Source organism: Streptomyces lycii, assembly GCF_009735685.1.
Classification (GTDB): Bacteria; Actinomycetota; Actinomycetes; order Streptomycetales; family Streptomycetaceae; genus Streptomyces; species Streptomyces lycii.
Window position 1 is genome coordinate 1 of the sequence record NZ_WHPN01000431.1, and the last position, 19,882, is coordinate 19,882.

Genomic DNA, 19,882 nt, shown 5'->3' on the forward strand with positions numbered 1-19,882 from the left:
TGCTCTAGACGCTCGCGGCCGTCCGCTGCGCCTGCTGGGCCCGGCGGGCGGCACGGTCGCCGAGCAGCAGGACCTTCCGCACGGCGGCGACCGCGCAGGCGGCCAGGGTCCCGGCGTAGAGCCAGCCGGCGTTCAGGGCCAGCGCGCTGAAGAGGTTCAGCAGCCGGTCGGCGTAACCGGTGCCGCCGGTCAGCATGGGGAGCCCGGCGGCGTACACGATCGGCGCGGCGACCGGGGCGGCGATCAGCTCGGTGGGCCGTACCCACAGCGCGGCGGCCGTGGCGACGAGACCGAACAGCACCCCGTAGCCGAACCGGACGGCGTCCTCGCCCACCGGCAGCGGCAGCAGCCGCCCCGCCGTACCGGCCCCGAACATCGCGAGGGCGGCGAAGAGGCCGCAGCCGAGCCCGGTGAACCGGGGGCCGGGCATCTGCCGCAGCCAGTGCAGCCGGTGCAGGGTGGCGGTGACGGGCGGCGCGGCGCGAGAGGGCCGGGCGCGGTAGACGGAGGCGGATTCGGCGGCCGGCGCACCCGAGGAGCCGTCCGGCTCGCGGACCGGACGGGACCCGGCGCCGGCGGCCCGCGCCGGAGCGCGCCGTGTGCCGGCGGGGGGCGTGACGGTGCCGCCCGGCGGCCCGCCGGACGTGGGGCGGGGCAGCGGGGCGGACCGGGGCGGGGTGCGCTCGTTGGTGCGCATGCTGGGTTGCTCCACGTGACCAACGTAAGTCGGAGCGTGTACGGGGGACGGCTCGGGACACGCCGTTGACACCGACATGGCCGTACGGTCGAACGATCATCGGCCCGCGCGGGGCGCGGCGCGCCGACCCGTAGACTGGATGGCCGGTCCCGTTCGGGGACTGCAACCGTCCACGATCCTCGCTCCGGAAAGTCGCCACGTGTCGCTCACGATCGGAATCGTCGGTCTGCCGAATGTCGGCAAGTCGACCCTGTTCAACGCCCTGACCAAGAACGACGTCCTGGCGGCCAACTACCCGTTCGCCACGATCGAGCCGAACGTCGGCGTCGTCGGTGTGCCGGATCCGCGCCTCGACACCCTGGCGGAGATCTTCAGCTCGCAGCGCAAGCTGCCGGCCACGGTGGACTTCGTCGACATCGCGGGCATCGTGCGCGGGGCCTCGGAGGGCGAGGGGCTGGGCAACAAGTTCCTCGCGAACATTCGCGAGTCCGACGCGATCTGCCAGGTCATCCGCGCATTCCACGACGAGAACGTCGTCCATGTCGACGGCAAGGTCTCGCCGAAGAACGACATCGAGACGATCAACACCGAGCTGATCCTCGCCGACCTCCAGTCCATCGAGAAGGCTCTGCCCCGGCTCCAGAAGGAGTCGCGTCTGCAGAAGGAGAAGGCGCAGGTCGCGGCGGGGTGCGAGGCGGCGCAGAAGATCCTGGAGGAGGGCCGCACCCTCTTCTCGGCGGGCGTCACCAAGGAGTCCGACCAGGGCAAGCTGCTGCACGAGCTGCACCTGCTCACCGTCAAGCCCTTCCTCTACGTCTTCAACGTCGACGAGGACGAGCTGGTCGACGAGGCGTTCAAGGAGGAGCAGCGCGCCCTCGTGGCACCGGCCGAGGCGATCTTCCTCAACGCCAAGATCGAGTCCGAGCTGATCGAGCTGGACGACGACGAGGCGCTGGAGCTGCTGCAGTCCATGGGCCAGGAGGAGCCGGGCCTGGCGACCCTCGCCCGGGTGGGCTTCGAGACGCTGGGCCTGCAGACCTATCTGACGGCGGGGCCGAAGGAGGCCCGGGCCTGGACGATCAAGAAGGGCGCGACGGCCCCGGAGGCGGCCGGTGTGATCCACACCGACTTCCAGAAGGGCTTCATCAAGGCGGAGATCGTGTCCTTCGACGAACTGGTCGAATGCGGCTCGGTCCAGGAGGCCCGCGCCAAGGGCAAGGCCCGCATGGAGGGCAAGGACTACGTGATGCAGGACGGCGACGTGGTGGAGTTCAGGTTCAACGTGTAGCGGGTGACCTGTCACCACGTCGCCGATCTGGCAGACAATGCAGGCCGGAGAGGGTCCGGAGAGTCGCGCGGCTCGGCGGCGTCTCCCCCTGCGGTCCCCCGTGCCGCAGGGAGAGACGGTCCGGCTCAGGTGCCGGGCCCGCGCCCGGCCGGGCCTCGGGTGCCGCGGCGCCGCCGGTGCGGGCGGGCGACCGGAACGCGGGCGACCGGAACGCGGGGCGAATCTCCGCGGGCCTGCGAGTTGGGCACCGGCTGTGCACACAAGGGTGCCGGTTCGGCGCGCGGCGGTGTTGTGGTTCCGTCCACAGTTCCTTGCCTCGGCGTGCACACCCGCAGGGCGGGGGCGGTGCCTCGGGTACGGGCGCCGGGGCGCCGGGGCGCGTGGCGGGTCTGCGAGCGTCGGCGAGCCGCTTCATGCCTCCGTGCCCCGTGTCCCCGTGCCCTTGTGCCTCAACGAGGCTCGGGAGTTACGACCTGGTTCCGGTATCCCGCAGGGCCCGCAGGCGGTATTCCCCGGGAGAGATCCCGTAGGCGGATTTGAAGGCACGGCTGAATTCGCCGGCGCGGGGAAGGCCCCAGCGGGCGGCGATCGCGTACAGGGGAGTGGTGCGCAGAGCGGGGTTCTCCAAATCGCGGCGGGCGTGTTCGAGACGCCGGCTCCGGATGGTCGCGGCAACCGTTTCACCGTGCGCCCGCTGCGCGAAGAGGCGGTGCAGATAGCTGAGGGAAATGTGGTGCGCGGCGGCGACGGCGCGCGGTGACAGTTCGGGGTCGTGCAGGTTCTGCCGGATGAACGCGTCGATGTGCCGGAGCAGGGTGTGCCGCCGGGTCTCGGGCGGCAGTGCGGCTTCGGCGTCCAGCGTTCGGGCGAGCAGTGCCGAGACCAGGTCCAGCACGATCGTTCCCAACTGCGGGGCCTCGGACGGCTGGAGCGTGCCGGCCTGCTCCTCCAGGCCGGTGAGGAACCCGGAGAGCAGCGCACCGGTGCCCTCTCCCGGAAGGCGGCGGCCCAGCACGTGCTGGAGCCGGTGTGCGGGCAGCGGAAGCAGCGCCTTGGGGAAGTCGACGCCCACCCCTCTGACGGCGTGGCACGCACCGTCGCGGGACGGCCGGAGGTCGTACGGCTGGGAGTCGTCCACCATGTGCAGGTCGCCGGGGCCGAACGTGTCCGTGCCCCCGGTGTGGTCGAGGGTCAGCTCTCCGTCGAGCAGCAGTGTCAGGTGGTAGAGGCCGGTGTCGTTCCGGCGCGCCCGCCGCGGGCTCAACCGGTAGCGGGTCGGCAGCACCGATGTCGGCCACACCGTCACCGGACCCAGTTCCATCAGCCGCATTCCGGCCCGGAAGTCCCGGGCGTGCGGGCTGCTCATGTCGCTCGAGCGGGTACGGCCGACAAGTTCCCGCCAGTAGTCGAACCTGTCGGCGACCGGCACATCGCGGGTGTGGAACACAGTGCCGAGCACGCGCTCACCTCGGCTTTCTAGCGGAGTCTCAGATTCCGACAGCCTAACCACGGGGTGTCCGGACTGATCTTGAGGTCGAGCGGTGGTTGTGGCCGGCGGCCCCCGTACTGGTCCCCGCACGGTCCTGACCCCGGCCCCGTACCGGTCCCGGCCCGCATGCCGGTGCCCGTACCGGTTCCCGGTCCCCACTCCGATGGTTCCGGCCCCCACTCCGATGGTCCCGGCCGCGCACCGGTCCCGGCCCCGCACCGGCACCCGTACCGGTCCCGGCCCCGGCCCCGGTCCCGGTCCCGGTCCCGGTCCCGGCACCAGCGTCGGTCCCGTCTCCGCGTCCCGTGTGGACCGGGCGTGCGGGCGCGCGGTGCCGGGCGGGGTGCGGGGTGCGGCGCAGGGACCGGATGTGGCGTGCACCGCGACCTCGCAGGCGACAGGCGACAGGCAGCAGGCGACAGATGGCAGGCAGCAGGCAGTAGGCAGCAGGCGGCAGATGCATCCCGGCAGGCAGCAGGCCGCAGATGGCAGGCGCCAGGCACCAGGCACCAGGCGCGGAGAGGTGTCCGTGCTGGTCGGTGGCCCAGGCCGGCCGGTCGCTCGTGGCGGCCGCGTTATTGTCCACACGGTGCGCTGAATAGTCCCGTGGCCCGCGCCTATGCTCCTCAGTCAAGCGGCCTGACCCGAGCCGGAGATTCCGCGACTCGGATAGCAAGCGCTTACCCAACACCCGGCTGAGGCACCCCCACCGGAGCCGCCCCGCCTCACGCTGATCCACCACCGGCCCCGCCGGGTGGTGACGACCCCGGGCCGTCTCCGCCGGGCGGCGAACCGTCGCACGTCTCACGAAGCCGACGTCAGTCGGGGACACGCCGCAATCCCCGGTCCTGCCGGCGGCCTCTCGGGCAATCCATCCCTGCCCCCACCTCTGTCCGACGAGGAGATGACCCCATGTCACGCACACGTGCCACAAGACAACCGCACCGGCGGTACGCCGCCGCGCTGGCCGTATCGCTGTCCGGTGCGCTGGCCGCCTGGCTGCTGAGCGCCGGTGACGCGGCCGACGCGGGCGAGCCGCACTCCCGGGCGACCGCGGCGGACGCGCTCTACGCGGCGCCGGACGGCACCGAGGGCGCCGCCGGAACGGAGTCGGACCCGACGACGCTCACCTCGGCACTCGACCGCGTCGCCGCCGGCGGAACGATCTATCTGCGCGGCGGGGAGTACGGCCTCTCGGAGACGGTCACCATCCCACCGGGTGACGACGGCACCGCGGCGGCCCGCACCACGCTGTCCGCCTACCCGGGCGAGACCCCGGTGCTGGACTTCTCGGCCCAGAGCGAGGACTCGGCGAACCGGGGCCTCGCCGTGAACGCGTCGTTCTGGCACGTCCACGGCATCGTCGTCGAGCACGCCGGGGACAACGGGATCTTCGTCGGCGGCAGCGACAACATCATCGAGCGCACGGTGACGCGCTTCAACCGCGACTCCGGGCTTCAGCTCTCCCGGGCGACGTCCGACACCCCCGAGGACCAGTGGCCGTCCAACAACCTGATCCTCAGCGCGGTGTCGCACGACAACGCCGACTCCGACGGTGAGGACGCCGACGGCTTCGCGCCCAAGCTCACCGTCGGTCCCGGCAACGTCTTCCGGCACACCGTGTCCCACCACAACATCGACGACGGGTACGACCTCTACACCAAGTCGGAGACCGGACCCATCGGCGCGGTGACCGTCGAGAACTCCCTCGCCTTCGAGAACGGCACCCTCTCCGACGGGTCCCAGGCGGGGAACGGCGACCGCAACGGCTACAAGCTCGGCGGCGAGGACATCGGGGTCGACCACGTGCTCCAGGGCAACATCGCCTACGGCAACGGCAAGCACGGGTTCACCTACAACCGCAACACCGGCTCGATGACGGTGTCGGACAACATCAGCATCGGCAACGAGGAACGCAACTACAACTTCGACGGCGGCTCCTCGGTGTTCCGGGGCAACGTCTCGTGCGACAGCGGTTCCAACGACCGGACGATCGGCGACGACGACGGTTCGAACCAGTTCTGGTCCGGCGAGAACGGATCCGCCTGCTCCTCGTACGCCGGCGACCTCGACTGGTCCTTCGCCGAGGACGGCAGCCTCGTCGTGACCTTCGGCGGCGAGCGGCTCAACGGCTGACCGCACCGGCCCGTCCCGAGCCCGGGGCGGCCTGCCCGAGCCCCGGACGGGCTCACCGGGCCCCGGGCCGGCAGTACCGGCGGCCGGCAGTACCGGCGGCAGGCAGTACCGGCGGCAGGCAGTACCGGCTACCGGCAGTAGGCAGTCCCAACAGTCCCAACAGTCCCGGCAGTCCCTGTGGTCCTGCCGGGACTCGCGGAAACGGCACGCCGCCGGCCGGGGCCCGCAGACGCACGCCGCCGGAAGCCCGGTGCCCGTAACCGGAGCGCCGCCCGCCCGGCCGTCACCACCGACGACACGGCAGCGGCCGGCGGTCATTCGCCCAGGACCGGCCGGCGGCCATTTCGCACACGAAAACGTGAAAGAGGAGACCAGGATGAAGCGATCAGTGGCACTGAGGCTCTGCGCGGCGCTGGCCACGGCAGCAGTCGTGGGGACGACCGGCGCGCTCGTGTCCGTGCCCGAGGCGTCGGCGGCGGCCGGGACGGCCACCGGTTACGCGTCCCAGAACGGCGGAACCACCGGCGGCGCGGGCGGCGAGACCGTACGCGCCACCACCGGCACCGCGATCCACGAGGCGCTGTGCGGCCGGGCCGCGAGCGACACCCCGATCACGATCGAGGTCGAGGGCACCATCAACCACGGCAACACCAGCAAGGTGTCGGGCGACAGCTGCAACACCGCGGACGACGTGATCGAACTCAAGCAGATCAGCAACGTCACGATCGTCGGAGTCGGCAACGGAGCGGTCTTCGACCAGCTGGGCATCCACATCCGCGAGGCCAGCAACATCATCATCCAGAACGTGACGGTCCGGAACGTCAAGAAGTCCGGTTCGCCCACGTCCAACGGCGGCGACGCCATCGGCATGGAGAGCGACGTCCGCAACGTCTGGGCCGATCACCTCACCCTGGAGGCGTCGGGCGGCGAGTCGGAAGGGTTCGACGGCCTCTTCGACATGAAGAACAACACCCAGTACGTGACGCTGTCCTACAGCATCCTGCGCAACTCCGGCCGCGGCGGCCTCGTCGGATCCAGCGAGAGCGACACCTCGAACGGCTACATCACGTACGACCACAACCTGTACGAGAACATCGACTCCCGCACCCCGCTGCTGCGCGGCGGCACGGCGCACATCTACAACAACCACTACGTCAGCCTGCACGAGTCCGGCATCAACTCCCGTGCCGGGGCCCGCGCCAAGGTCGACAACAACTACTTCCAGGACTCCAAGGACGTCCTGGGCACCTTCTACACCGACCAGGCCGGATACTGGCAGGTCAGCGGCAACATATTCGACAACGTCAGCTGGTCCGAGCCCGGTGAGGAGAACAACCCCGCCGGCCCCGACCCGCAGTCCAACACCACGGTCGACGTGCCCTACTCCTACGACCTCGACGAGGCCGACTGCGTGCCGAGCGTCGTGAACCGCACGGCGGGCGCCAACACCGGACTCCAGGTGTCGGACGGCAGCTGCTGACACCGGGCAGTGCTGAGACCGGGAGTGCTGAGACCGGGCAGTGCTGAGACCGGGCAGTGCTGAGACCGGGAGTGCTGAGACACAGCACCGGCCGAGCACCGGCACCGGCTGAGATACCGGCACCGGCTGAGATACCGGCACCGGCCGAGCACCGGCCCGGCGGCACGACGTGGCCGGGCCGGCACGGGGGGCGGGCCCGGTGGTGACACGGCTGCGGCGGCCGGGTCACCGCCGGGGCCCGCGGCGTTCGGCCCGCCCGCGCGGCGGCCGGCGCTCCCGGACCGCTGCCGGTGCGCCCTCGTGCCGGGTACGGCTCGGGGAGCGACCGCCCGGGGCACGCCAGGCCGTCCGGGTCACCGCCGGGCGTCGCTCACGACCGCGTGGCGGTTCCGCACCCCGCTTCGCCTGACTCCCGGATGCGCGTGTCCATCGACTTGCTGCGGTCGTACGGGTCGACCTCGGGGCCGTCCCCGGCCGCCCCGTGTTCCGGGGTGAACTCGGGGGTGAGATAACCGGTGAAGGTGTCGCAGCCCCCGTTGGCGATGTCCGCCTTGTACGACACGAGGGAGAAGGTCCCCGGCTCGGTGACCACCTTCGCCGGGTCGTCCCAGCTCATCACGGTCTCGCGACGCACGATGGTGCGCGTGACCGCGTCGCTTCCGGCCTCGGCGCGGACCACCGGATAGACGTAGGTGACATCGGCGGTCACCTCGAGGGCCCCCAGCTCGCCCTCCCGGAACGTGAGGCGTCCCCGCGTCTTGACCACGTCCCCGGCGAGCCGCACCTCGGACTTGTCGAAACGGCTGAACAGCAGCAGCGGATCGTTCTCCCGTCCGGGCGAGTCGAACGCGGCCGCCAGGTAGTCCCGTACGTCCTGCTGATGCGGGTTGACCAGCGCGACGGCCTCCTTCGGCCGCTCACCCCGCAGCACTCCGGGATCCAGGCTCGACGCGGCGAGGAAGTCCAGGGAACGGTCGAGCGACCGCGCCACCTCTTCCTTGCTCATCCAGCCGGTCGCGCGCGCGGCGGGCAGGTGGATCCCCTCCGTGCCGTCGCCCCACTGCGCCGCGGGTGAACCCCTGAAGGGCTCGTCCACCGTGGGCCCCCGGCCCGCGGCCACCGTCGCCGGCGGCTGCCCGGGGCGCTGCGACTCGGCGGCGAGCGGCGCGCTCCCGCCGCCGCCCCCGAACCAGCCGGCCACCCACCCCGGGGCGACCGCCACGACGAGCAGCCCGGCCGCCACCAGCAGCCCGACCGCGTACCAGCCCTTGTTGCCCTTGCCGCTGCGGCGCGGCCCGGCCGTGTCATGGGTGCGCCACCCCGGCGGCGGGCCGGGCTCCTCCCGCAGCCGGCGCGTCACCATCCGGGCCCGCGTCGAGGGTTCCTTGGGCGCGCTCCGCGTCCCGGCCTCCGCGTCCCGCAGGAACCGCTCCCACTCCTCGTCCGGTATGGACTCCCCGCCCTTGCTCATCACGAGCTCCCGTCCCCTGTCACGCAGCCGGACCCCTCCCCGGGTCCGGTAATGATCCGTGCATCATCACACACGGCTCTTTCGACCCGTCAGGACCCCGAGTCCCGCTCGGCCGGTGCGGGCGTCCCGCCGATCCGCCGGGCCAGCACCTGCCCCGGCCAGGCACCGGCGAGGAAGCGGTCGGTCGGGGTGAAACCGTTCCGCTCGTAGTACGCGACCAGTTCGCCCCCGCCGCCCGCCCAGCAGTCCACCCGCAGCAGTTCCACGCCGGCCCGCCGGGTCTCCTCCGCGGCACGGGCGAGCAGCACGGCCCCGATGCCCCGGCCGGCGAGCCGACGGTCCGAGACCAGCAGCCGCACATACCGCTCGGGCTCCCCGGCCGGCGCGATCGGCACCTGCGGGCTGGGCCCGGAGTCCAGCACCAGGGCGCCGACCGGGACCCCGTCCAACTCCGCGATGTACGGGGAGTTCTCCGTCATGTACCGCTCGACGCGCGCCACCCCGCCGGGTTTTTGCGAATAGGGAGTCGTGCCCCACTGCTCGGTGTTGCCGCGGGCGTTCATCCAGGCCACCGCGGCGTCGAGCATGTCCAGGACGGCCGGTGCGTCGGCGGGGCCGCCCGGCCGGATGCGTATGTCGTGTGCCGTGTCGTTCACGGCGGAAGCCTAGGCGCGGCCGGGCCGCGGGGGCGACGAGGGCCGTACGAGCCGCGCGCCGCGCGCCGCGAGCCCGGGAGCCGGACCCCGGGAGCCGCGATTTGGGCCCCGGTCCCGCGACCCGGGACCGGATCCCGTGAACGGGGTCCCGCGACCGGTGCCCGCGCCGCGGGCCCTGTCCGGAGCCGGCCGTGCCCTGATACCCGTCGGCGGCCCCCCGTGCCCTGATACGCCTCCGTGCCCGCCCGTGCCGCGACCGCCGTCCGTCCGCGCCCGGTCGGCGCCCCGCCCGTGCCCCGGCTGAACCCCGCCCCGGGCCCCGTCCGCGGCGCGACCGCCCGCGCGCCCGCCCCGCGACCGGCTCTCGCCCGTGCCCCGGCCGCAGTCCGGCCCGGGCACGGGTCGCGCCGCCGCCGTGTCAGGTCAGCAGCTTCTGCACTTCGGTCTTCAGGTCCGCCAGGGCCGCGCGGTAGAAGCGGGGCCCGTACGACACGCGCGCCACCCCCAGCTCCCGGAGCGTCGCCAGGTCCAGCTCGTCACCGGTGTTGCCGTTGACCGGGCCGGGAAGCTCGGCGACGAGGGCCGCCAGGTCGCGCTTCCGGCGCACGCCGATCGGGTAGACACAGTCGGCGCCGGCGCCCAGATAGAGCCGGCCCCGCCGTACCGCCTCCGCGACCCGCTCCTCCTCCGGTACTCCGGCGGCCGGCAGAAAGGTGTCGACGCGGGCGTTGACGACGATCGGGACCCCGGCGTCGTCGGCGGCGGAGCGGACGCCCGCGAGCCGTTCGGCCTGCGCTCCGGCGTCGGCGGGGCGGCCGCCCGCACGGTGGTCGGTGTCCTCCAGGTTGCAGCCGACCGCGCCAATCTCCAGCAACCGGTCCACCAGTTCGCGCGGCCGCATGCCGTAACCCGCCTCGGCGTCCACCGTGACCGGGACCGTCACCGCCCGGGCGACCCGTCCGGCCGCGGCGAACATCTCCTCCCACGGCGCGCCCTCACCGTCCGGATGCCCGAGCATCGCCGAGATCGCCGCGCTGGCCGTGGCGACCGCGGGAAACCCCGCTTCGGCCACGGTCGCCGCGCTCGCCGCGTCCCACACGTTGGGCAGGACGAGCATGTCCCCGTGGTGCAGCTCGCGGAGCCTCTCCGCGCGGGCCTTCAGAGTCGTCACGTCAGCGGTCATCGCTGTCCTCCACATCGTCGAAGCAGCAGGTCACAGGAGCGGTAGGAGCGGTACGGAGAAGTTCGGCCGGGAGCCGGTTGTCCGGCCGACGCCGGTCCGGCCGCCCGCCCGGCGCCCGCTCCAGGCTCCTGCCGCCAGGCGCCCGCGGCCGGGCGGGCACGGCCCGGGGCACCGGGTCTCCGGGCCGGGGGTGTTCGCGGCATGCCGGCTCCTTCTCTCCTGCGGTCCTTACGGAGAGACAGACTCCACCGCGGCCGGAAACTGGTCGGCCCGGGCCCGGGTTTCTCAGGATTCGTGCGCGGGGCCGCTCCCGGGACCGTCCTCGGCAGAGCCGGCACGCACGGTCCCGATCTCCGGCTCCTCGAAGGACACGGTGCGCAGGACCGTCATGATGAGGTCGCAGAACTCCGCCCAGTAGTCCGTGGACGCGGTGTGGAGCGTGAACACCGCGGTGTACGGGCCGGTGGGGAAGGGTATGTGCACCTGGATCTGCCCGGTCAGCAGGCTCTTGGGGTCACCGGTCGCGGTGATGTCCGGATCGATCTCGTACTTGGTCAGCGTCACGGACGAGACCGCGGGCCCGCACGGCAGGTCGAGCCAGCGCGCGTCGTTGTGCGGATCGGCGGAGAGGACCGCGAGGATGCCCTGCGCGGCGATGTCGGGGGCCGTGGTCTCCTGCCCGGTCGGGACGGCAGCGAGGGTGAAGGCGCACTGGGCGACACCCGCGTCGGGGGCGCTCTCCTCGTCCGCCGTGGAGTAGAGCCCCATCGCGGCGTACGACACGCCCTGCCCGGCCATGAGTTCGGCCAGCCCGGCGTAGTAGGGCGCCGCGGGCTCCCAGAGGGACTCGTCGCCGCGGGAGTAGAGGCCGCGTACGAACTCCCGGGACCTTTCCGCGCGCTCCTCGGCGGTACCGGCGAGCGGCAGGGCGTAGAAGCCGTCGGGGGCGACGAACCAGATGGGCGGGGGCTGAGAAGTGTCGGCCGGGGCTGGCGGAAACGAGGTCGTGGCGGGGGGAGTGGTCATGGCGGCCGTTCTGCACGGGTGGTGGGGGGCAATGAGGTCGGTCTTCGGCTGATCAGCTGGAGAAGTCCTGCGGGTGGTATTGGCTCAGGTCGAGTTCCCTGCCCTCGGCGTCCATCACTGTGCTCAGGTTGGCAGCACCGAAGAGCGCGTCGATGGTGCTCGGAGCCACCACGGCGATCCGGTAGCAGCCGCAGGAATTCCTGACGATGTGCGGAGGACTGGAATCCGGTGGCTGGGCCTCCGCAAAGACACGGACCGTGTGCTGCTGGGCTGGAGTCAGCGATTCCAAAGAAACGAGCTGAAGAGGGCTGTGCAGGTACCGGATGAAGAGGGGCCGCCGCCGGGGCCGCAGCCGGCACCAGGAGCCGTCCGTGAAAGTCGTCTTCACGTCGGTTCCGTCCTTGAAGTCGCGTGGCTCGACTGCGGCAACGGCGGAGCGCGGAACCTCCCACAGCACTTCGTCGTCGACCAGGAAACGGTCCTTGTGGACGGGAAGCCCCAGGACGATCAGCCGACGATCTGTGATGACGGCGTGCGTGGTGTAGCACTTGGCGTTGGTCCGCCCCGGGTCCAGCTGCCAGGGCAGCGTGCGGGCGACGGCGCCCGGTGCTGCCCACATGACGGGGAAGTCCTCGACCTCGTCGGCCCGGTCGTCGGGCTCGTCCGATCCCTGGTCCGACGATCCGCCGCCGACGCTGCCTCCCTGCGAGCTGAGGATGCCCATGATGGCGACGCCCATCGCGATGAGCCCGCCCTTGACCACATTCAGCGTGCCGGCAGTCCCGGTGGAGCGGGGGGTGTGGACGGGGCCTTCCGGCCAGCCCGGAAGCTCCCCCTGGATGTCGCGTCTCCCGGTGTCACGGAACCAGCGCATGCCCTTGACGCGCATGGCGGCTCCGGTGGCGAACGTGACCGGGGTGCGGGCGAGAAGGGTCTCGCCCGGTTCGGGCTGCCAGATGTGCATGCGTGCGCCTTTCTGCACGGCGGCTTCGGGGCAGGTCCGGCTCTCTCCACGCGTTCGCGCCGACACTACCGGCGGTGGTGTCACGGAGCGGATGCCGACTTCTCCAGTTGGTCGCCGGGGGAGATGGCCTCACCGATGTGCTGGGGAATCGAGGTGATCTTGGGCAGGATCTTGGCCCCGGCGTCGATGGCGATACCGGCTCCGAGCGGATTGATGTTCACGCCCGGGACCAGGTTGAGCCCCTTGGAGCCGAGCCACTGGCCCTGGTGGTAGCCCGCGTGGGCCAGGCCGCCCATCCGCGACGCGAGGCCACTGGTCGCATGGGCGACCTCGTAGACCTCGTCGGACATGCCGCCGATCTTCACCAGTCCGGCCTTGCCGATGCCGCGTGTGATGTCTGCCGATTCCTTGCCGAAGGCCAGCAGCACGCGAGAGCTGCCGATCCTCGTTGCGGTGAATCCTTTGCCGAGGTTGGCGGCCGTTGCTGCGCCCTTGACCTCGCCCACCACCTTGATCCCCTTGCCGAACATCCCGATGCCCGGCAGCAGGCCGACCGCGTCGAGGCCCAGTTGGAGCCAGCTGACGTCGGCGCCGCCCGCCTTGGCCAGGCCGTGTGCCGCCAGGGCGAGGCCGCTCGTGATGAGGGCCGCGGTGCCGAAGATCGCGGCGAGGGGCGGGAAGGGGAGGCTGACGATGGCCAGCAGGCCGAGAACCGCGGTCAGGTCGCTGAGCAGGTCGCCGATCAGCTTGATCGTGTCGGCGTGCTTCTTGATCCAGTCCCCGGTGGCGTCCCAGGCGTCCGCCACGCCCCGGGTGAGCTTGTCCCAGAAGCCGGGCTCGTCGGGGGCGATGTCGCCGGCCTTGTCGAGTTCCCTGCCGATCAGCCCGGCCGCGGTCTTGTAGCGTTCCTCCAGGTCGCGGACCTTGCCGATGACCTCGTCGACGGCGCCGGAGGCGTCCGCCAGGTCGTCGCTGCCCTTGCCCTCGGCCTTCTTCTCGGCCGTGTCCCGGGCCTCCAGCTTCTGGCCGGCCAGCTTCTCCAGCCGCTCCGCCTCGTCCTGGAAGTCCTGGAGTTCGTCCGCCCACTTGTGCAGCGCCTTCGACGCCTTCTCGAAGGACTGGTGGCTCTTGCGGATGAGGGGGGTGACGTCCTTGTCGATGTAATCGGAGAAGGCGGCCGCGGTCTTGCCCTTCCAAGCGCCCGTCTCGATCTTGTCCAGGTCGCGGACGGCGGCCCCCAGCTCGGTGGCGAGTCCGCCGAGTCTTCTCGCCAGTCCCCGGGTGTCCTGCACGTCTCCGGGGGTCGGGTCCCAGCCGATGTGGGGGAAGGCGGGACGCTTGGTCACGTCACTCGCCCTTCTTCCGGTCCGCCTTCATGGACTCGGCCAGGTCGTGGTCGAGCTTGCCGAACTCCTCGCCGATCTTGTTGATCATCTTGACGGCGCCCTGGGTGTGCTTGCCGAGCTGTTTGACGCCGTACCCCCAGTCGTCGCTGAACTCGTGCACTTCCTCGATGAGCCTGGCGGAGCCGACGGCCGAGGCGTCGACGTTTCTCAGCGCCCGGCGGGCGGCTTCCATGCGGTCGCTGACCGTGGAGAACGTCTTCTTCAGGTCCTCGAAGACCGTTCCGTCGAGGCGAAGGTCTGTCATGTCGCGGGTCCGACTCCCTGTGTCGTCGAGGAACTCGAGGAACTGCCGTCCGTGAGCGCCTTGTTCGCGCGGTCGCGGCCGGGGATCCGACCCGGCCGCGGCGGTACGACAGTATTCCCGAGGAGGGCGTCCCGAGCACCCGGGTCCGCGCGCGGAAGGGCCGGTCCGCTGCGGACCGGCCCGTTCCGCACGCTGGGCGCGCGGACCCGTATCGCTATCCGCCTTCCTTGATCCGCATGAACGTCACCGAGTGCGGCGGGAAGGTGTGGGTGAAGCTGTCGTCCACCCCTTCCAGCACCGATTTCTCCGGTTCGACCGGCTGTTCGTCGGCGGTGTTGACCGCGTCCGGGTCGCCCTGCAGCGTCGTCAGCCGTGCCGTGGGGGCCACCTCGGTCCCGGTACCGAGGTCGATCGCCGTACGGGCGGGTGCCGCCTGTGCGTTGACGACCTTGACGACGAGTTCACCGGTGCGCTCGTCACGGGTGACGACCTAGCGGAAGGGTTCGGCGGTCTTGTCGTCGGTGAAGCTGCCCCACTCCTCGCCGTCCAGGAAGAGCGTCACCTTCCGGTCCCGCACCTGGATGTGCACGTCGTAGGTGCGGCCGGTCTCGATCGTGGTGCCGTCCTCGGCCATGGTCTGCTTGCCGCCGCCGGAACTCTTCTCCACGGCGGACCGGGTGTTGCCCCAGCCGCCGAGGTTCCACCAGTAGTGGCTCCCGGTCTCCTGGACGCCGAAGGCGACGAGGAAGCCCTCGCTGCCGGCCCGCTTGGTGGCCTTCACCCGCAGGTCGTAGTCGTGCCAGGCGGGGTCGCCCGCGGTGACCATGGTGTTCTCGGCGGCGGCGTCGGACTGGACGTACGCGCCGTCCTCGACGGACCAGGAGCCGGTGCCGGTGGCCGGGGTCCACTGCCCGGCGTCTCCCGAGAAGTCGTCGCCGAAGAGCTGCTCGCCGTCGGCGGAGGTGACCGACACGTCGTCGTACGCGGCGCTCGTGGCCCATGTCGAGAGGCCGATGGCGCCGGTGATGGGCTCCCTCGGTGCCGCCGGGGTGCCGGAGGCCTCGCTCGGGACGACCCGGTCGCCGGTGTTGTTCATGAAGAGCTTCTGCACCTCGTAGCTGGTGGAGCCCCATGACTGGTCGTTGTCGAACCAGATCATGTCGGGGCGCCACTGGACCGCGTCGGTGTTGGCGAGCAGCGGGGCGTACGAGGCCAGCCGCACGACGTCGGCGTTGCGTTCCAGGCCGGTCATGTACGCGGCCTCGCTCAGCGCGTTGAAGAAGCGGTTGTCCTGGGAGGCGTACTCGCCGAGGAAGACCTTGGGGCCCTCCCGGTCGTAGGAGTCGTAGCGCTCGTTGTTCTCCAGGAACCACTGGGGGCTGTTGTAGTAGTGCTCGTCGACCATCGCCACGTCCGCCTCCCGGTTCAGCTCCCAGGCGCGGTCGAAGACCGGTCCGCTGTCGTCGGGGCCGGAGTTGCTGATCACCGTGATGTCCGGGTACTCGGCCTCGATGGCCGCGCGGAACTGCGTGAAGCGCTCGAAGAACGCGTCCGGCAGGTTCTCCTCGTTGCCGACCTCCAGATGGGTCAGCCCGAACGGCTCCGGGTGGCCCATCTCCGCCCGCAGGGCACCCCATTCGGAGTCCGCCGGGCCGTTGGCGAACTCGATCAGGTCCAGGGTGTCCTGGATGTGCCGCCGCAGCAGCTCCGGATCGTCGGTCGCCCGGTTCTGGCCGCAGCCGGTGACGAGCGCGGGCACCACGGGCAGCGGCATGGCGCCGAGATCCTCGGCGAACTGGAAGTACTCGTAGTAGCCGATGCCGTAGGACTGGTTGTAGCCCCAGAAGTTGGCGTTGACGGCCCGTTCCTCGACCGGGCCGACGGTGTCCTTCCACTGGTACGACCGCTGCCGGGGCCAGTCCGGTCCCTCGTACGCCTCGTGGCTGCCGGTGTTGACCAGGCAGCCGCCGGGGAAGCGCAGGAAGCCCGGGTCGAGCGCTTCGATCTTCTCCGCCAGGTCCTTGCGCATCCCGTTCGCGCGGCCCTTGTAGGTGTCGCGGGGGAAGAGGGAGACCATGTCGAGCCGGAGGGTGCCCGTGCCGCCCGCGGTCACGGACAGCCGGCCGTCGGTGCTGGTGGTGCGGGCGGTGAGGCTGCCGGTGTACTTGGTCCAGCGGTCGCCGCGCACGGTGACGGACAACGGCCGGGCCAGCTCGGCGGTGCCGGCCGCGTCCCGGAGGGCGACCGTGAGCGGGGTGCCGGAGCGCTGGTCGGTACGGGCCCAGACGGAGAAGTCGTACGTCTCGCCCGCCCGCACGGCGATCCCGTGATAGCCGGAGTTGGCGACCCCGAAGCGGTCCGTGCGGCGGTTGCCCGCGCCCAGGTCCAGCCGCAGGTGGTTGCGGTTCCGTTCGTTCAGCCGGTTGTCGTCGTCGACCGCCTGCGCGCTGCCGGTGGCGTCGCCGGACGCGGTCTCCTCCCAGGCGGTGAGGGCCGTGTAGGACTCGTTGTCGGCGGGGGCGTATTCGAAGGACCGGTTCTGCACCAGCTCGGCGTACAGCCCGCCGTCGGCGGCCCGGTTGATGTCCTCGTAGAAGACGCCGTACATGGTGTCGCTGACGGCGGGGCCGTCGCGGGTCGGGTCGACCGCGAGGGTGTAGTCGACGGGGGCCGGGGCGGCGGCGCCCGGTGGCGCGGCGACGAGGGAACCGGTGAGCAGGATTCCGGCCGCGAGGCCGAGCGCACCGAGTCGGGGACGTGCTCGGGACATGGGACTCCAGCTTTCCTAGCGGGCCGCTACATGGTCGTCTTACCTGGTCGTCCGAAATCTCGTACGTTGGTCGTAACTTCGGACGGCAAGATATGCAGAGGCTGAGGGCCCGTCAATGCTTCGCGTCGGCATTGGTGTGGGGTGGTGGGGGGAGACGTATCGGCGGCCGGTGGGGCTGGTGCGGCCAGTGCGGCCGGTGTGGTTGAGGTCGCTGCTGCGGCTGCTGCGGCTGGTGCGGTCTCGGTGGCTGCTGTCCGTTGCCGCTGTCGCTGTCGCTGTCGCTGTCGCTGTCGCCGGTCGTCGCCGTCGGCGTATGCGTGGCCCTCGGTTTCCGGGTGAAATGCGGCCGCTGCTTCCCGCTGCCGTCGTGCCGGGTGCGGATTCGCGCGGCGGACCCCGGTGATGATGGCCATGGCTTTTACATTCCGTGGCAATTCGGCGGGGCTCCACGTTTCTTCGGCACCGGGATTCGCTGTTCGGTGTTCGGTGTTGTGCACACCCGTTGTGCGGGCGGGGATTGTCCCGGCGCGAACGGGACACGGTATTGCTGATTGTCTTCTTTGGTGCCCGTGTGTCCGCGTGTCGGTGGTGTCCGCCCGCGCGTCCCCGTTCTCCGTGTGCCGGGGCGCACGCGCTGGTCGAGGCGGTGCGGCCGGGCGGAACCGGCATGCTCCGGTGCGGCACCGGACGCCCTGCCGCGGACGCGTCGTCCCCGGGAGGGCGGTTCGCCGGAATGAGTACACGATCGGGGCGCATATACGGCCGGGGTGAATTCGTAGTATTGACCCCTTCCCGTGCGGCGAATCACAGTGAGGAATGTCCGCGTTGCCTCCGCGGAGTGCTGTGGCAGGCAGCCCTCCTGCCGGAAATACGGTTCCGACAAGGTAGAGGAAATGCCCGACAGGCGAACGCCGAATTCGTCGTTGCGCAGGTTGCTGGCCGCGGGAGACTGGACGTACGAGGCGCTGGCGCGCGCCGTCAACGCGCTCGGTGCGGAGAACGGCACCTGTCTGCGCTACGACCGCACCTCCGTGGCGCACTGGCTGGCGGGAACCGTCCCGCGCCCGTACGTCAGGGAGTTGATCGCCGAGGCCCTGACCCGCAGACTGCGCCGCCCCGTGACGGCCTCCGATCTCGGCATGGGACCCTGCGAGCCCGGGCCTCCCCTCGACACCCGCCCGCCCGGGGGCGCCCCGTCGGGAGCCGTGGCGCGGCTGACCACCCTGTGCGCGCTGAACGCCGACCCGGCGCGCCGGCCCGTCCTGGAGGAGTGCGTCTACCGAGCCGACGGCCCGGACGGGTCCCCGTGGCAGGACCTGCTCGCCCGCTGCCCGGCGCAGCGCCGGCCCGGCGGCACCCCGGAGCACGAGCGGGAGGTCCGGCACCTCCGGGACGCGGTCGACTTCTTCCACCGCGCCGGGGACCTCGGCGGTCGCCACGCGCAGACGGCGCTCGTCTCGTATCTCCGGGACGACGTGACCACCCGGCTGCACACCGGCCGCTCCGGCGGGCCCCATCCCGCGCTGATGGCCCAGGCCGCCCTGCTGGCCCTCGTACTCGCCGACATGTACGCCGACGACCTCAGGCACGGGATCGCGCAGCAGTACCACCGCGCCGGTGTGCATCTCGCCGCCGAGGCCGGTGACCACCTGGTCGGCGCGGTCGTGCTGAGCGGAATGGGCGCGCACGCGCTCGACGTCGGGCACTGCCGGCAGGCCCTGCGCCTGACGGAGGCGGCGCTGCGCGTCGCTCCGGCCCGCACCCCGCCGGGCACGAGGGCGCTGCTGCTGACCCGGCTGGCGCCGGCCCTGGCGTCCGCGGGGCACCGGGACCGGGCCCTCGCCTCGGTGGCGGAGGCGGAGGAGCACTGCCGCCGGGCCGCGGACGGCGGTACGCCCGGACCGGCCGGGGTCTGTGACTGTTCCCGGGCGCTCTGCGCCTTCGCCAAGGGGCGGACGCTGGCCGCCCTGGGCGACCGCGCGGCAGCGGTCGCCGCCCTGCGGCAGTCCCTGGAACACCGTCCCGCGTCCGCCTGCCGCTGGCGTGCCCTCACCCATGCGGAGATCGCCCGGCTGCTGCTGGCCGACGGCCGTCTGGAGGAGGCGTGCGCCGCCTGGCACCGGTTCCTCGACGACCGTCCCCAGTGGCGCTCCGCCCGCGCCGACCGGGCGCTGGCCGGTCTGCGCCGGGAGTTGCGCGGCCATGCGGCGCATCCGCGGGCCGGCGCGGTCCTCGGCCGTGCGGAGCGCGCCGGGAAACGGCCGTGACGCGGGGGATGCAACGCGTTCAACACCCCGGGCGGGCCGCCGGGGCGTCGCCGCGGCTGCCGGAGCGCACCTATCCGGTGTGGACAACCGCTGACGGCGCCGGTAATACGCACCGCGCGCCGGCCCACCACGACCGGAGGTTCCTCCGTGGGGAAAGCCAAACGCCGTACCAGCCTCAGCAGGTACGTGAGCAGGGTCGTCGACGCCACCGAAGACTTCGTCGACGACGTCCTGGAGAACGCCGACGATCTCGAATGCGATGTCCGGCACAGCTTCAGCAAGGCCCTGGACTGCAAGGACGACGACGACTGGGATGACGACGACGACGGCGACTGGGACGACGACGACTCGCGCGAACCCCGCGGCACCCGGGCCCGGCGCGGCGCGCCCCGCCGTACGGGGAGCACGCGGAGCGGACGCGGGGAGCAGGGCAGGCGGCGCGCGAGCGGCGGCAGCCGGGAGCCCGCGGGCCCGGACCAGCAGGAGGTCGAACGCCTCAGGCGGGAACTCGCCGAACTGGCGGACAAGCTCGCGGATCTGACCGCCGACCGCCGATAGCACGGATGAGCCCGGCGTGGTCGCGCCCGGGGGAGAGGCGGGGACGCTCATGGGCACCAGCCGTGCACGTCTGGTCGCACGCACCGTAGGAGACCTCGTCGGACAGGAGGCCGCCGGCACCTGGCGTTCCCGGCGGCGTCCGGCCGGTGACGGACGGGCTGCCGGGGAGGGACCGGCTCCCGGGGAGGGACCGGCTCCCGGGGAGGGACCGGCTCCCGGGGAGGGACCGGCTCCCGGGGAGGGACCG

The 19,882-nt window shown here is 71.9% G+C and carries 14 protein-coding genes and 2 pseudogenes; 6 read left to right on the forward strand and 10 right to left on the reverse strand.

The genetic code is table 11. The features are described from left to right. Positions 1-4: 4 nt before the first annotated feature. The gene (locus GCU69_RS32175) at positions 5-712 is read right to left on the reverse strand and encodes a DUF6542 domain-containing protein (RefSeq protein ID WP_156207973.1); all 708 of its coding nucleotides are present in this window, start codon (positions 710-712) and stop codon (positions 5-7) included. A 184-nt stretch (positions 713-896) separates the two neighbouring features. Between GCU69_RS32175 and ychF the strand changes: the two genes are divergently transcribed. Further along, entirely contained in the window at positions 897-1,985 is a 1,089-nt protein-coding gene (gene ychF / locus GCU69_RS32180) for a redox-regulated ATPase YchF (protein WP_156207974.1), read from the forward strand. A 466-nt stretch (positions 1,986-2,451) separates the two neighbouring features. Here ychF and GCU69_RS32185 read toward each other — a convergent pair whose 3' ends face one another. After that, positions 2,452-3,444 (reverse strand): helix-turn-helix domain-containing protein, encoded by a 993-nt coding sequence (locus tag GCU69_RS32185; RefSeq protein ID WP_156207975.1) that lies wholly within the window; start codon positions 3,442-3,444, stop codon positions 2,452-2,454. A 942-nt stretch (positions 3,445-4,386) separates the two neighbouring features. On the opposite strand from GCU69_RS32185, the gene GCU69_RS32190 reads away from it, so the two are divergent. Beyond that, positions 4,387-5,610 carry a right-handed parallel beta-helix repeat-containing protein gene (locus tag GCU69_RS32190; protein WP_098753768.1) on the forward strand — a complete coding sequence of 408 codons (1,224 nt, stop codon included), beginning with the start codon at positions 4,387-4,389 and terminating at the stop codon, positions 5,608-5,610. Positions 5,611-5,986: 376 nt separating this feature from the next. Beyond that, positions 5,987-7,087, forward strand: a pseudogene (locus GCU69_RS32195) (pectate lyase family protein); the annotation flags it as partial. Positions 7,088-7,460: 373 nt separating this feature from the next. Here the strand turns inward: GCU69_RS32195 and GCU69_RS32200 are convergent. The 8 genes and pseudogenes from GCU69_RS32200 to GCU69_RS32240 form a co-directional block, all read right to left on the reverse strand. Further along, positions 7,461-8,561 carry a hypothetical protein gene (locus GCU69_RS32200; protein WP_156207976.1) on the reverse strand — a complete coding sequence of 367 codons (1,101 nt, stop codon included), beginning with the start codon at positions 8,559-8,561 and terminating at the stop codon, positions 7,461-7,463. Positions 8,562-8,650: 89 nt separating this feature from the next. Beyond that, complete coding sequence (locus GCU69_RS32205; protein ID WP_156207977.1) at positions 8,651-9,217, reverse strand: GNAT family N-acetyltransferase; 567 nt, start codon at positions 9,215-9,217, stop codon at positions 8,651-8,653. A 418-nt stretch (positions 9,218-9,635) separates the two neighbouring features. After that, entirely contained in the window at positions 9,636-10,400 is a 765-nt protein-coding gene (locus GCU69_RS32210; protein ID WP_098753772.1) for an isocitrate lyase/PEP mutase family protein, read from the reverse strand. A gap of 285 nt (positions 10,401-10,685) precedes the next feature. After that, on the reverse strand, positions 10,686-11,426 hold the full coding sequence (locus GCU69_RS32215) for a hypothetical protein (RefSeq protein WP_176604694.1): 741 nt from the start codon (positions 11,424-11,426) through the stop codon (positions 10,686-10,688). Positions 11,427-11,478: 52 nt separating this feature from the next. Then, entirely contained in the window at positions 11,479-12,390 is a 912-nt protein-coding gene (locus GCU69_RS32930) for a hypothetical protein (protein ID WP_170315996.1), read from the reverse strand. An 80-nt stretch (positions 12,391-12,470) separates the two neighbouring features. After that, positions 12,471-13,736 carry a WXG100 family type VII secretion target gene (locus GCU69_RS32230; protein WP_156207979.1) on the reverse strand — a complete coding sequence of 422 codons (1,266 nt, stop codon included), beginning with the start codon at positions 13,734-13,736 and terminating at the stop codon, positions 12,471-12,473. 1 nt (position 13,737) lies between these two features. After that, entirely contained in the window at positions 13,738-14,040 is a 303-nt protein-coding gene (locus tag GCU69_RS32235; RefSeq protein WP_098751017.1) for a hypothetical protein, read from the reverse strand. A 214-nt stretch (positions 14,041-14,254) separates the two neighbouring features. Further along, positions 14,255-16,810 (reverse strand): annotated as a pseudogene (locus tag GCU69_RS32240) (alpha-L-arabinofuranosidase C-terminal domain-containing protein). A 257-nt stretch (positions 16,811-17,067) separates the two neighbouring features. Between GCU69_RS32240 and GCU69_RS32245 the strand changes: the two are divergent. The 3 genes from GCU69_RS32245 (at position 17,068) to GCU69_RS32255 (ending at position 19,635) form a co-directional block, all read left to right on the forward strand. Further along, entirely contained in the window at positions 17,068-17,361 is a 294-nt protein-coding gene (locus tag GCU69_RS32245; RefSeq protein ID WP_156207980.1) for a hypothetical protein, read from the forward strand. A gap of 342 nt (positions 17,362-17,703) precedes the next feature. After that, positions 17,704-19,077 (forward strand): tetratricopeptide repeat protein, encoded by a 1,374-nt coding sequence (locus tag GCU69_RS32250; protein WP_156207981.1) that lies wholly within the window; start codon positions 17,704-17,706, stop codon positions 19,075-19,077. A gap of 147 nt (positions 19,078-19,224) precedes the next feature. After that, a complete protein-coding gene (locus GCU69_RS32255; RefSeq protein WP_143671107.1) occupies positions 19,225-19,635 on the forward strand; it encodes a hypothetical protein in 411 nt (136 codons plus the stop codon). The last annotated feature ends 247 nt before the right edge of the window (positions 19,636-19,882 follow it).